Source organism: Nostoc sp., from assembly GCF_036918015.1.
Classification (GTDB): domain Bacteria; phylum Cyanobacteriota; class Cyanobacteriia; order Cyanobacteriales; family Nostocaceae; genus Nostoc.
This window is the reverse complement of record NZ_JBALEO010000078.1, coordinates 58622-72584: the sequence shown is the minus strand read 5'-3', so window position 1 is coordinate 72584 and position 13963 is coordinate 58622. Positions and strand designations below refer to the sequence as shown.

Genomic DNA, 13963 nt, shown 5'->3' with positions numbered 1-13963 from the left:
ATATTACACAAGATCCAACTACTTCACTAGTTTAGAAATACGATCGCACTCTTAACCTCTCTGTGTTCTCTGAGCCTCTGCGGTTCGTTTCTTTGTTAAAATGCGATCACTTTTTCATTCCGCTTCCCCCACTAACCTTTGTAACGCTAATAAACCAGCACTATAAGCAGGTTCATACCTCACAAAAATTACTTTTACCTCAGAAAACTTCTTAACAACTGGTGATATTAAACGATCGCAGTAATGATAAAAGAACGCCAATTTGCGAGTTGAAAGTAACCGGATGCTGCGGCGCTATAGTGTAGAAGCTAATGACAGCAAGCGTAACACGGAGACAAAAAAGTGCAAATCACTAAGCGCAACGTTGAGTTAAGAGTAGATGGCAGCTTAATGCGTGTTTATGTTGCGGCTCCCAAAACAGCAGGAAAATACCCTGGTATTGTCTTCTACAGTGATATTTATCAGTTAGGTGATGCAATGATTCGTCTAGCTAACTACTTAGCAGGATACGGCTATGTAGTAGCAGCGCCAGAAATTTTTCACCGAATTGAGCCAGTTGGTTTAGTAATTGAGCCAGACGATCTGGGACGGATGCGGGGTAATGACGATGCGCGTCGAACCTCGGTAGCTGATTATGATGCCGATTGCCTGGCTGTGATTGAATTTCTGAAAACAGAGAGTGCGGTTTCTCCAAATCAGATAGGCACTCTCGGCTTTTGTATTGGTGGACATTTAGCTTTCCGCGCAGCATTTCAAAGCGAAATTCGGGCTTGTGTTTGCTGTTATCCTACTGGGATTCCCAGTGGTAAACTTGGTAAAGAGGTAGCCGATACAATCCAGAGGGTGAGTGAAATCAAAGGCGAGATGCTAATGGTGTTTGGTACTCTTGACCCTCATATACCAGATAGCGATCGCCAAATCATAATAAAAGCAATTGAGAACGCTAACATACCTCACCAAGTTTTCTTGTATGAAGCAGAACATACATTCATGCGCGACGACGGTTATCGTTATGATTCTAGTGCTACCACCGCAGCTTGGTCTGAAATAATAACTTTTTTAGGGCGCATATTTGCAGATTGAAAACTTATATTATTGCTTTCTTCGCGTCAATTTTGAGTTGTCTGCAACGCTAATAACCCAGCACCATAAGCAGGCTCATACCTCGGAAAAATCACCTTTACATTAGGAAAATTCTTAACAAGAGACGCTGCAAATTTTTCATGGATATTGCATCTACCACGCCACACACTTCCTGTTGTGACGACTTCTAAAACTGAGTCAGCACTAAAAATTGCATGAATTACTGTAGATGTAGCTTTTACTAACTCTTTTACAGCATCCTCAATTATAAGATTCGCTACTATATCACCTGATGCTGCTGCAAAATCTACAACTGGTGCTAAAGCAGCTATCTGTTTAACTCCCCATTCTCGGCGATATACTACTTCTATTAAATCTTCTATACTTTTCAAATCAAGATGTTGTTTGAAACCTTCTAGCAAACTCGTTGATATTTGCCGTCCATCATAATATTTTAATGCTGCGTTCATGCCTGCGATCGCAATTTTATAGGCGCTACCTTCATCTCCTAAAATATACCCCCAGCCGCCGACTCGCTTAGTATGTCCTTCATGATTTCGTCCGAAAACTATCGAACCAGTACCAGCTGCAACCACAATTCCTACAGGCTGACTAATTCCGCCAACTAAAGAAATTAAAGCATCGTTACAAATGACAATATTCGCTGGCTTTAAGACCCAATTAATAGGCAGAGATTTTTTATTCTGCAACTCATCAACTAAACCTTTTACTACTTTTATATCTGCTGCACGACCTACACCAGCTAAACCCAGACATATCGCATCAATCTTCACGGTATTTGTAATTATTGCTGCCTCAACCGCATTATGAATTGCTGATTGAATAGATTGTAAAGTTGCTTCAATACCTATAGTTTGATAATTAGATGGCCCTGCTTCACCACGACCTAGCACTTGACACAAATCACCCATCAAGATACAAACAGTCTTGCTACCACCACCATCTATTCCCAAAACATAACTCATAAACTGTAATAATATTAACTATTTTGACGCTTCGGTTCTTCTTTTAAAGGTATAAAAAATAGAGCAATCATCCCAGGAATAGTTAATAAACAAACCAAGATAAAAAATAATGGATAGCCAAAAGCTTTTTGCAGATAACCGCTAATAAAACCTGGTAGCATCATGCCTAAAGCCATAATGCCAGTGGAGATAGCAAAATGAGAAGTTTTATATTCGCCTTGGCAAATATACATTAAATAAACACTAAAAGCAGTAAAACCAAAACCATACCCAAATTGCTCCAATGAAACCAAGGGATACACTAATGTTAGTGAAGGTTTAGTGTAAGCCATATACACATAAAATATATCAGGTACATTCAAAGCTAAAGCCATAGGAAACAGACACTTTTTTAATCCATATTTAGAAATTAACAAACCTCCTAAAATTCCTCCAAAAATTAGAGATATTACCCCAAATGTTCCGTAGACTAACCCGACATCTGATGTTGATAGTCCTAAACCCCCTACTTCTGGTTTGTCCAATAAAAATAAAGAGGCTATTTTCACAAGCATTGCTTCGCCAAATCTGTATAGTAAAATAAATGCTAAAATGTTTATAATCTTATTCTGAGCAAAATATGAGCTAATGATTGACCAAAACGGTATATTTTCTCTAGTTTGTATTTGTCGTTGATTATCTGATTCGGGTAAGGGTAAAATTAGGCGATGGTAAATAAACAAAATTGCTAAAATTAAAGCTGAGAAGCCAATAGCTATAGTCCAGCTTAAAGGAATATTATTGAGAGATACTTCAAGCTGACCTGCAATGACTACTAATATTCCAGAGCCGAAAATAACAGCAAGTCTGTAAAATAGTGAGCGAATGCCGACAAAAAAGGCTTGTTGTTCTGGAGATAAAGCTATCAGATAAAAGCCATCTGTGGCAATGTCATAAGTTGCAGAAATAAATGCTCCCATTGTTAATGTTGCGAGGGAGATGAAAAAGAAATTTGGCAGTTGTAAGGAGAAGGCTATCAAACCCAAGCAGCAGAACATGGCAAATTGGGTATAAAGTATCCATTTACGTTTGGTAGAGTAAATATCAACAATTGGCCCCCAAAACATTTTGATGACCCAAGGTAGATAGAGAAAACTTGTCCAAAGGGCAATTTGAGTGTTATCTATGCCGAGTTTTTTGTAAAAGATTACGGAAACTGTGTTGATGATAATGTAAGGTATGCCGGAGGTGAAATATAGGGTGGGGATGAAAGTCCAAGGGGAGGCTGTTTGGTGTTTCATGGATTTGGGGGACGAACCGCAAAGGACGCAAAGGGCGCAAAGAAGATTAAGAAGAGAGTATGATGCGTTTGATGCCGTCTTTGAGGAGAGGGACGTTAAAGTTGATGAGAAGGGCTAGAGGATAATGAGTCATTTTAAGGTAGGAGAGGACTTGGGCTTCGTGAATGGGGATTAAGTTTTGGACAGCTTTCAATTCAACAATTAGAGAGTCCCCAACCAAAAAATCTAATTTTCCCTCGCCGACTGGACGACCTTTGTAGTTTACTTTTACTGGATGCTCAAACTTGTGAGGTATCTCGCGCATTAGAAATTCTTCTCTCAACGCCTTGTGATAAACCTCCTCTAAAAACCCTGCTCCTAATACCTGATGTACCTCAATCGCCGCCCCAATCACTCTATAAGCTAACTTTTCTAACTGAACACTTGGTTGCCTCATCTTACCTTCCTCCTCTTCCTTTGCGTACTTTGCGTCCTTTGCGGTTCGTTTCCATATAAACCCTCTCTCCAACCCTGTGGCAAAATTTATTAGAGTCCTTCCTTAGTTTTCCCGCATGACCGCAACCATTCCCAATCTCCCCAGTCTCTACGACCCCTTTTCCACCGAAGCCAAGTGGCAAAAATTCTGGGAAGACAACCAAGTTTACAAAGCTGACCCCAACAAAGGCGGCGAACCCTACTGCATCGTTATTCCCCCCCCAAATGTCACCGGCAGCTTACATATGGGTCACGCCTTTGAAAGTGCCTTAATTGATACCCTCGTGCGCTACCACCGGATGCAGGGACGCAATACCCTATGGCTACCCGGAACTGACCACGCCAGCATCGCTGTGCATAGTATGCTGGAAAAGCAACTCAAAACAGAGGGTAAGACTCGCTACGAGTTGGGGCGCGAACAGTTCCTAGAACGCGCTTGGCAATGGAAAGCGGAGTCTGAGGGAACGATTCTGAATCAGCTACGACGCTTAGGTGTCTCGGTGGACTGGTCACGGGAAAGGTTTACCCTCGATGAAGGTTTATCTAAAGCTGTTGTCGAGGCGTTTACTCGCCTTTACGAGGAAGGCTTAATTTATCGTGGAGAATATTTAGTTAACTGGTGTCCCGCTTCTCAGTCGGCTGTGTCTGATGTAGAGGTGGAAAACCAAGAGGTGAATGGAAATCTCTGGCATTTCCGCTATCCTCTCACCGATGGTTCCGGTTTTGTAGAGGTAGCGACAACTCGACCAGAAACAATGCTGGGCGATACAGCAGTAGCAGTTAATCCCAATGACGATCGCTACAAACATCTCATTGGTAAAACTCTAACTCTGCCCATTCTACAACGAGAAATTCCTATCATTGGCGATGAATTTGTTGACCCGACTTTCGGCACAGGTTGCGTGAAAGTGACTCCTGCCCATGACCTGAACGATTTTGACATGGGTAAGCGTCATAATCTGCCGTTGATCAACATTATGAACAAAGACGGCACTCTCAACGCCAATGCTGGGGAGTTTCAAGGTCAAGACCGCTTTGTTGCTAGAAAAAATGTGGTTTCTCGCCTAGAAGCAGATGGCTTTTTGGTAAAGATAGAAGATTATAAGCATACCGTTCCCTACAGCGATCGCGGTAAAGTACCCATTGAACCCCTCCTCTCAACTCAGTGGTTTGTCAAAATTCGCCCCCTAGCTGACACAACTCTCGAATTTCTCGACCAGCAGACTTCTCCAAGGTTTGTCCCCCAAAGCTGGACAAAGGTCTATCGTGATTGGCTAGTAAAACTCAATGATTGGTGTATATCTCGCCAATTATGGTGGGGACACCGAATTCCGGCTTGGTACGCTATCAGTGAAACCGATGGGCAAATTACTGATAACACGCCGTTTGTGGTGGCGAAATCGGAAACTGAAGCTTGGGAAAAAGCCAAATCACAATTTGGTGAAAATGTCAAGTTAGAACAAGACCCAGATGTGCTAGATACTTGGTTTTCTTCTGGACTGTGGCCGTTTTCGACTTTGGGCTGGCCGGAACAAACTCAAGATTTAGCAACTTACTACCCGACTACTACTTTGGTAACAGGCTTTGACATCATCTTTTTCTGGGTAGCCAGAATGACCATGATGGCTGGGCATTTTACTGGTCAAATGCCTTTCCAAACAGTTTACATCCACGGCTTAGTGCTGGATGAAAAAGGTCAGAAGATGGGAAAGAGCAAAGGTAATGGCATTGATCCGTTGTTATTAATTGACAAATATGGTACTGATGCCTTGCGATATACCCTAATTAGGGAAGTTGCGGGGGCTGGACAAAATATCCGCTTGGAGTACGATCGCAAAAAGGATGAATCAGCATCGGTGGAGGCATCGCGCAACTTTGCAAACAAGTTGTGGAATGCTGCCCGATTTGTGATGATGAATTTGGATGGACAGACGCCGCAACAATTGGGGAACCCAGTTGCTACCGAATTGAGCGATCGCTGGATTATCTCGCGGTATCATCAAGTTATCAAACAAACTACTAATTACATCGATAATTACGGTTTAGGGGAAGCAGCAAAAGGACTCTACGAATTTATCTGGGGTGATTTCTGCGACCAATATATTGAACTGGTGAAATCCAGATTGCAAGCAGATGCCGATCCAGTATCGCGGCGGGTAGCACAGCAAACCCTCGGTTACATATTGGAAGGAATTTTAAAACTGCTTCATCCGTTGATGCCTCATATTACCGAAGAAATTTGGCAAACTCTCACCCAACAACCAGCAGATTCCCCGCAAATTTTACCTTTACAAATCTATCCTCAGATAGACGCGAACCTAATTGATCCAGCTTTAGAAGAACAGTTTGAATTGCTGATTGCTACTATCCGCACAATTCGGAATTTGCGTGCTGAAGCGGATATTAAGCCAGGGGTAAAAGTGACAGCGAATTTGCAAACTGAAAGTGAGAAAGAGCGGGAAATCCTCACTGCTGGTCAGGATTATATTAAAGATTTGGCGAAGGTTGAGACTTTAACCATTACTGACAAACAAGAAAACCAAACTGTTGCTGCTAAAAAACCTCAAAGGGGTTTGAAGACAATTGGCTTAATTATCGTGGCCATTGTCTTTGGTAGAGTGGGTTTAGCTGCGGGGTATGCCATTGATGAAATTCCCATCATCGGAACTTTCTTTGAACTAGTTGGTTTTGGTTACACAGCTTGGTTTGTTAGCCAAAATTTCCTAACTGCTCAAGCGAGACTTAGGTTATGGAGCCGATTTTTTCCGCAGAGAGAACTAGAACAACCGCAAGAACCAGAAAATGCGATCGCAGGTGTAATTGGTACAATACAAGTGCTAATTCCTCTCAGCGGTGTGGTAGATATTGAAGTTGTGCGTGCCAAGCTAGAAAAAAGCTTGAGCAAAGCTGAAGCTGAAGTTCAATCCCTGAGTACCAGATTAAACAATCCTAGTTTTGTAGATAGAGCTAGGGCTGACGTGGTACAGGGAGCGCGGGAAGCCTTAGCAGAAGCACAGAAGCAAGCAGAAATTTTGCGCGTAAGCCTGAAGGCGTTGCCGTAGGCATCGCCTCAAGGGGTTGTCGTAGCGATCGCCTGCGTGGCTTAGGATAACTGTAATGGGTAATGGGAGTGTAAATAATTCCCAATTACCCATTACCAATTAACAAAATATGAATTCTGGCATTTATTTTTTTATTAAATTTTTTTTGAATTTTGAATTTTGAATTTTGAATTGGAGCGAAGCGACCCTCATGCTATATCTAGCCCAGGTGCGTAAAAACGATTTTTTAGACCAGCACCAGTTACGCTTATTGGCGCGTCAAGAAGCTGATAACTTGTGGGCGATAATTCCCGAAGAGGCTGTCATTCTGCTGGGAAAGGGAAAGATCATGAGTGAGAACTTGCTTGTTTTAGTCGAACTTTCTCCTACAGGCGATATTGAAAGACTAGAAGACGCCACCAACTGGGTACTGCATCTAGTACAAAACTACCTTACCATCGGCATTACCCCAGAATTTTTGCAGCATGAGGCCGAGCGAGCAGAACATTGGCGACAATCCCTGACGTTGCAAAACCAAGACTTAGCAAGGCGTTCCTTAGAGTTGGAAGCCAGACGCGAACAAATTCAAGCCTTGGAAGAAAGCCTCAAACGCGAGAAAAATGGTTATTCCCAAGAGGAAAGTTAAAAGTTTGCAGTTATGTTGCACTCAAATGTGTATTTATAAAAGATTACCCAGCAAGAGTTACTCTGTCTCTTACTGGGTAATTTCTCAATGCTTGCTATAGTTAGCTTGCGTTAGGCAATGATAGTAATATTTGCACTACTAAGCGCTACCTGATTGGAGAACTGGGCAATTTGAAGAACTTGTGCAGCCTTACCAGTCCCATCCGCGTCAAAGAAAAGATTACCCGTAGTTTGATCGTACATAAAGCGATCGCTTGCTGTTATCGCAGTGGTACCAAGTCGAAACAGTCCCGAATCGAGCGTAGTATTTTGAGATTGAACCAGTCCGAATTCAGCCTTGGAAATCAAGATAGTATCCTCTCCAAGAGTGAAATCAGCGATCGTATCATACCCTCCAGTACGGGTACCAGTTAGGTTGAAGCTATCTTGCCCAGTTCCACCAGTCAATACATCTCGACCAACTCCACCAGCGATTAGATCGTCACCTGCACTACCAAACAAGGTGTCATTCCCTGAGTTACCAAAGAGGCTATCATTGCCATCTCCTCCTGTTAATGTGTTAGCACCATTATTTCCCATCAGGATGTTATTAAGGCTATTACCAGTACCATTGATTGCCCCGGTTCCAGTCAGAGTCAAATTCTCTAGGTTATTTCCCAACACCCAATTCACCGAAGAATTGACTAAATCTGTACCTGCATCTAAACCTTCAATAATACTATCGTTCAGGTTGTCTACGATGTAAGTATCATTGCCGATTCCACCATCAAGACTGTCAATCCCTGCACCTCCATTCAAGGTGTCATCGCCAGAATCCCCGAACAAGGTGTCATTACCTGAGCTACCAAAGAGGCTATCGTTGCCATCAACTCCATTCAACCTGTTAGCACCACTATTTCCTGCCAGGATGTTATTAAGGCTGTTACCAGTACCATTGATTGCACCACTTCCAGTTAGGGTCAAGTTCTCCAGATTATTTCCCAACACCCAATTCACCGAAGATTTGACTAAATCGATGCCTGCATTAAAGTCTTCAGTAATCGAGTCGTTTACGTTGTCTACAGTGTAAATGTCATTGCCAACTCCACCATTGAGACTATCAGCTCCTAAACCTCCATCCAAGGTGTCATCACCTGCACCGCCCAACAAGGCGTCATTGCCTGCACCACCAATTAGGCTATCATTGCTATCTTCTCCACTCAAGATGTTAGCGCCAGTATTGCCAATCAGGATGTTCTTAAGGCTGTTACCAGTACCATTGATTGCCCCAGTTCCAGTCAGGGTCAAGTTCTCTAGATTATTTCCCAACACCCAACTAACCGAAGACTTAACTAAATCCGTACCTGCATTTAAGCCTTCGATAATAATATCGTTTACGTTGTCTACAGTATAAATGTCATTACCGATTCCACCATCAAGACTATCAGATCCTAAACCGCCATCTAAGGTATCATTGCCTGCACCACCCGACAAGGTGTCGTTGTTGGAATCACCAAAGAGGTTATCATTGCCACCTTCTCCGCTCAAACTGTTCGCGCCAGTATTTCCAATCAGGATGTTATTAAGGCTGTTACCAATACCATTAATTGCTCCAGTTCCAGTCAGGGTTAAGTTTTCCAGGTTATTTCCTAACACCCAACTCACTGAAGACTTGACTAAATCTGTGCCTGCATTGGCGGATTCAACAATAGTGTCACCAAGGCTGTCCACAATATAAGTGTCATTGCCTTTGCCACCGATGAGACTATCATCTCCTGCACCACCATCTAAGGAATCATTTCCATCAGCGCCATCAAGAGTGTCATTATCACCTAGTCCTTGGAGCGTGTCATTGCCCTGCAATCCTGAGATGATATCAATATTGACTGTACCATTTAGGTTGTCCGCACTTAAGGTACCATTAATCACATTGTACTGATTAATAGTCAAGTTGACGGTAGCAGTACTATTGCCTCCGTGCCCATCACTTATAGTGTAAGTGAAGCCATCGAAGCCATAATAGTTTTGGGCAGGGGTATAAGTGTAGGTACCGTCGTTGTTGTTAACTAAGCTTCCTTGGCTAGGTTGGGTGAAGCCAGTAATACTCAAAACATCACTAACATCGACATCTTTATCATTGCTTAACAGAGTAGTAGCACTAATAATAACGGGTATGTTTCTTTTTGTGGTGATGCTATCGTTAACAGCAACAGGCGCATCATTCACCGCCGTAATATTAATATCGCGAGTAATGGCAGTACTATTAGCAGCCCCATCATTAACTATAAAGCTGATGGTACGAGGTGTAAGACTGGGGTTATCACTGTTGTTGGTATAAGTAATAGAACGTAGTGCGGTTTGATAGTTAGCAACAGTAGAACTGCCAGTTAAGGTTAAGACACCTGTGGTGCTGTTGTAGCTGCCCGCAATCCCATTTTGATTGGTGAAGCCGAGGGTATCTTGAGCAGAAATAAAGCCACTGCTAATTCTGACAGTAGCACTAGCTAGGTTAGCAGAGTCTACATCGCTGACGGTGATGCCTGAATCGATGGCTGTAGTAGCGTTCTCTGTGTATGCCGAAGCAGAGTTGGTGGCAGTAGCAACGGGCGCATTATTCACCGCTGTAATATTAATATTGCGGGTAACGACGGTACTATTACTAGCCCCATCATTGACCACAAAGCTGACGGTACGAGGTGTAGTACTGGGGTTGTCGCTGCTGTTGGTATAAGTAACAGAACGCAGCACGGTTTGATAATTAGCAACGCTGGCACTACCAGTTAAGGTTAAAACACCTGTGTTGCTGTTGTAGTTGCCCGTAATCCCATTCTGGCTGGTGAAGGCGAGGGTGTCTTGAGCAGAACCACCGGTAATGCTGACAGTAGCACTGGAGAGGTTATCAGAGTCTACATCGCTGACCGTGATACCTGAGTCGATGATTGTAGTAGCATTCTCGGTGTATGCCAGGGCAGAGTTGGTGGCAGTAGCAACAGGTGCATCATTTACAGCCGTAATATTAACATTGCGGCTAACGGCAATACTATTAGCAGCCCCATCATTAACTATAAAGCTGATGGTACGAGGTGTAAGACTGGGGTTATCACTGTTGTTGGTATAAGTAATAGAACGTAGTGCGGTTTGATAGTTAGCAACAGTAGAACTACCAGTTAAGATTAAAACACCTGTGCTGCTGTTGTAGCTGCCCGTAATCCCATTTTGGTTAGTGAAAGCGAGGATATCTTGAGCAGTATTGAAACCACTGGTAATGCTGACGGTGGCACTAGCTAGGTTAGGAGAGTCGACATCACTAACAATGATGCCTAAGTCGATGGCTGTAGTGGCATTCTCAGTGTATACCAGGGCAGAGTTGGTGGCAGAGGTGATTGTTGGAGGAACCCCACTTTTGTATAGTTGGGCATATATGCCCCCATTAAGATTTATTTCCTCACCCTGCGGTACTTGCTTATCTTGACCATAACTAGTCCAGGAAATGACAAAGTCCCCTTTTCCATCCATCGCTAATGTGGGGGCACTTTGGTCGTTAGCGGTCTCGGTATTGACCTGAAACTCGCCCCCTTGAGCCACCCCAGTACTGCTGTAGCGTTGGGCATATATCCCATAGCCAGACCCGTCTTGAAGATTGCTTTGCCAGGAAATGACAAAGTTCCCCGTTGCATCCATCGCTACTTTGGGGTTAGTTTGGTCGTTAGCGGTCTCGGTATTGACCCGAAATTCGACTCCTTGAGTCACCCCAGTACTGCTGTAACGTTGGGCATATATCCCATAGCCAGACTCATCCTGGTTCTCGCTTTGCCAGGCAATGACAAAGTTCCCCATTGCATCCATTGCTACTGTGGGGTTAATTTGACTCTTAATGATGGTAGTATTGACCTTAAATTCGCCATTTTCAGCCACCCCAGTACTGCTGTAGCGTTGGGCATATATCCCATTGTCAGACCCATCTTGAAGATTGCTAGTCCAGGAAATGACAAAGCCCCCTCCTGCATTCATCGCTAATGTGGGGTTATATTGCTCGGCGGCGGTGTTGGTATTGACCTTAAATTCGCCATTTTCAGCCACCCCATTGTTGTTGTAGAGTCGGGCATATATCTCATAGCTAGACCCGTCCAGATCAAACTTAGTCCAGGAAATGGCAAAGGCCCCATTTTCATTCATCACTACTGTGGGGTTCAATAGAATGCTGTTGACGTCGGTATTGACCTTAAATTCGGCAAATTCACCCCCTTGAGGCATCCCAGTATTGTCGTAGCGTTTGGCATATATTCCAGTGCTAGACCCATACTCATCAAAATTAGTCCAGGAAATGATAAAGTTCCCATTTGCATCCATCGCTACTGTGGGGATACTTAGGTCGCTGGTGGTGATGGTATTGACCTTAAATTCATTCCCTTGAGGTTCCCCATCCTTGTCGTATCGTTGGGCATATATCCCACCAAACCCGTTTTCATCAAAACTAGTCCAGGAAATGACAAAGTTTCCATTTTTATCTATCGCTACTGTGGAGTTAGATTGATTACCGATGACACCAGTATTTACTTGAAATTCAGTCATAAAAAACCTCTAAAAAACTAAAAATTTGATTTCAAAAATTACGCTCTGATTAGACAGACAGACTCCTTAGTCATTAGGAATTACCGCACTTGGTCGCAGACAGTAGTTGAAATTTGGTGCAGTAAATGCTTGGCGGATTTCTTTCCGTTCTTGATTGAAAACCATCGGACGCTGTACACCAGCAAGAAACTGCACATTATAAAGTTCTTGACAGCCTGTGGTGAACTTCAGCATCCCTACCTGTTCCCCATTCCAGCCTACTAGTGCTAGTTTTCCGGCTTGGTAGGTGGTGATGGCAACTGAGCCTCCGGCTTGACTCAGCCAGGAGATAAATCCCTGATCGGCATCACATTGAATTAAGTTATTTTCTTCTGGGGCAGTAGTGGGAAAAGTGGACAACATAAATCAGTTGAATTAAATTTCAAATTTTGTTGAGGAACTTTAGACTTAGTTAAATACAAAATATACTCAGTTCAGTGGCTCCAGCCCTTAAAATTGAGATGTAAATCACCAACTACGAACCCCGAAAATTACTGGCACAAAACACTAGTACTGCATGGCGTAAATCCAGCTATCACCTCAATTAAGCAGACAAGTTGCTCAGAGCAACTGATTAAAGGTGAACAAATTTATGCCAAAGTGTACTAGTGATTGATGTCATTAGTTTTGATGAAATGAGTTGTGAAAGTTTGTAGTCAGGGCTAAAAACCTTGAAATTGACTGATAAATCGTTCACTACGAAACTCTCAGAATTAATCACACAGACCACTAAGCGTGCCATCATTGTCAATAAACAAGTCTGTACCAGAAACAGCACTTAAAGGAATCGCCCCCAGAAAATAGGTCGCGCCGCCATAAAACTGTACTGGATTTAACTTTGCAGATATTTTGAACTTAGTTTTTTATAATGTCTTAGCAGTAAATCTTGTTTGGTAATCTACTGTTATAATAAAGACTATTCTATTTAAAAATAAACTGTATATATACTGAATGTAAAAATTAGTTAAAACTTTAATAATTTGAAAACTCGATTGACAAGTTTTGTTACTATAACGGCAAATTGCGTTGTTAGGGTAGAGAAAATGCGTAGGTGTAGCCTGTCGTATACATCGCTATGCTTTGTATTAAATATTTAGCCTAAATACGTATAATTATGCGATTTTTCACTCGAAATCAGTAGAAGTAAAAGTAGTAAGGTTGACATAGGATGCCTTGCAATTGCTGAAATTCCTGCTAAAAAAGGATTATAAAAATAAAATTACTATTTGACCCACAATTACCTAAAAAGCTTTTTTGGTGTGCCATTTAAAATTTACGACGAAAGTAGGATGAGACAACAAGAGTGTGGTGTGACAGTATGGTTCACTGGTCTGAGTGGTGCAGGTAAAACTACTATCTGTCAATTCGTGGAGAAGGAACTGCGGATACAGGGATACAGAGTTGAAGTTCTGGATGGTGATGCAGTACGTCAAAACCTATGTAAAGGATTGGGTTTCAGCAAAGAGGATCGAGAGGAGAATATTCGGCGGATTGGCTTTGTAGCTCACCTTCTTGCAAGAAATAATGTAATTGTATTGGTTTCGGCAATTTCACCGTACCGCAAAATTCGAGAAGAAGTGCGCCAAAGTATTCGATTTTTCATTGAAGTTTACGTCAACGCATCATTAGAAGTTTGTGAACAACGAGACGTAAAAGGGTTATATAAAAAAGCAAGAGCAGGGGAAATTAAGCACTTCACTGGTATTGATGATCCTTATGAAATACCACTCTGCCCTGAAGTCGAGTGCAAAACTAACCAGGAAAGCGTTGCTCAAAGTGCAACTAAGGTCTTAGAAAAGCTAGAAGAGTTGGGTTATATAGTTGCTAGAATGAATGATTTATGAGTTAAAAACTTTATTTAACT

General features: G+C 42.5%; 9 protein-coding genes. 4 read left to right on the top strand and 5 right to left on the bottom strand.

The features are described from left to right. Positions 1-342 precede the first annotated feature (342 nt). The gene (locus V7K61_RS23215) at positions 343-1083 is read left to right on the top strand and encodes a dienelactone hydrolase family protein (RefSeq protein WP_335056886.1); all 741 of its coding nucleotides are present in this window, start codon (positions 343-345) and stop codon (positions 1081-1083) included. A 26-nt stretch (positions 1084-1109) separates the two neighbouring features. Here V7K61_RS23215 and V7K61_RS23210 read toward each other — a convergent pair whose 3' ends face one another. Genes V7K61_RS23210 through V7K61_RS23200 form a run of 3 tightly spaced genes read right to left on the bottom strand, consistent with a single transcriptional unit; the run spans position 1110 to position 3785 of the window. After that, the gene (locus V7K61_RS23210; protein ID WP_335056884.1) at positions 1110-2069 is read right to left on the bottom strand and encodes an N-acetylglucosamine kinase; all 960 of its coding nucleotides are present in this window, start codon (positions 2067-2069) and stop codon (positions 1110-1112) included. 14 nt (positions 2070-2083) lie between these two features. After that, the gene (locus tag V7K61_RS23205; RefSeq protein ID WP_335056882.1) at positions 2084-3349 is read right to left on the bottom strand and encodes an MFS transporter; all 1266 of its coding nucleotides are present in this window, start codon (positions 3347-3349) and stop codon (positions 2084-2086) included. A gap of 46 nt (positions 3350-3395) precedes the next feature. Continuing rightward, complete coding sequence (locus tag V7K61_RS23200; RefSeq protein ID WP_335056880.1) at positions 3396-3785, bottom strand: GxxExxY protein; 390 nt, start codon at positions 3783-3785, stop codon at positions 3396-3398. Positions 3786-3900: 115 nt separating this feature from the next. Between V7K61_RS23200 and V7K61_RS23195 the strand changes: the two genes are divergently transcribed. Next, positions 3901-6885, top strand: coding sequence for a valine--tRNA ligase (locus V7K61_RS23195; RefSeq protein ID WP_335056878.1), 2985 nt, complete (start codon positions 3901-3903; stop codon positions 6883-6885). A gap of 190 nt (positions 6886-7075) precedes the next feature. Then, positions 7076-7510, top strand: coding sequence for a hypothetical protein (locus V7K61_RS23190; RefSeq protein ID WP_335056877.1), 435 nt, complete (start codon positions 7076-7078; stop codon positions 7508-7510). A gap of 110 nt (positions 7511-7620) precedes the next feature. Here the strand turns inward: V7K61_RS23190 and V7K61_RS23185 are convergent, their stop codons facing one another. Continuing rightward, positions 7621-12060, bottom strand: a complete 4440-nt coding sequence (locus tag V7K61_RS23185) for a beta strand repeat-containing protein (RefSeq protein ID WP_335056876.1) — start codon at positions 12058-12060, stop codon at positions 7621-7623. Positions 12061-12126: 66 nt separating this feature from the next. Continuing rightward, positions 12127-12462 carry a hypothetical protein gene (locus tag V7K61_RS23180; protein ID WP_335056875.1) on the bottom strand — a complete coding sequence of 112 codons (336 nt, stop codon included), beginning with the start codon at positions 12460-12462 and terminating at the stop codon, positions 12127-12129. Positions 12463-13370: 908 nt separating this feature from the next. Between V7K61_RS23180 and cysC the strand changes: the two genes are divergently transcribed. Next, positions 13371-13943 carry an adenylyl-sulfate kinase gene (gene cysC, locus V7K61_RS23175; protein ID WP_335056953.1) on the top strand — a complete coding sequence of 191 codons (573 nt, stop codon included), beginning with the start codon at positions 13371-13373 and terminating at the stop codon, positions 13941-13943. The last annotated feature ends 20 nt before the right edge of the window (positions 13944-13963 follow it).

Bases quoted from the DNA above. Each gene is read 5' to 3' on its own strand.
- V7K61_RS23210 (WP_335056884.1), bottom strand. From the start codon at position 2,069: ATGAGTTATGTTTTGGGAATAGATGGTGGTGGTAGCAAGACTGTTTGT.
- V7K61_RS23205 (WP_335056882.1), bottom strand. From the start codon at position 3,349: ATGAAACACCAAACAGCCTCCCCTTGGACTTTCATCCCCACCCTATAT.
- V7K61_RS23200 (WP_335056880.1), bottom strand. From the start codon at position 3,785: ATGAGGCAACCAAGTGTTCAGTTAGAAAAGTTAGCTTATAGAGTGATT.
- V7K61_RS23195 (WP_335056878.1), top strand. From the start codon at position 3,901: ATGACCGCAACCATTCCCAATCTCCCCAGTCTCTACGACCCCTTTTCC.
- V7K61_RS23190 (WP_335056877.1), top strand. From the start codon at position 7,076: ATGCTATATCTAGCCCAGGTGCGTAAAAACGATTTTTTAGACCAGCAC.
- V7K61_RS23185 (WP_335056876.1), bottom strand. From the start codon at position 12,060: ATGACTGAATTTCAAGTAAATACTGGTGTCATCGGTAATCAATCTAAC.
- V7K61_RS23180 (WP_335056875.1), bottom strand. From the start codon at position 12,462: ATGTTGTCCACTTTTCCCACTACTGCCCCAGAAGAAAATAACTTAATT.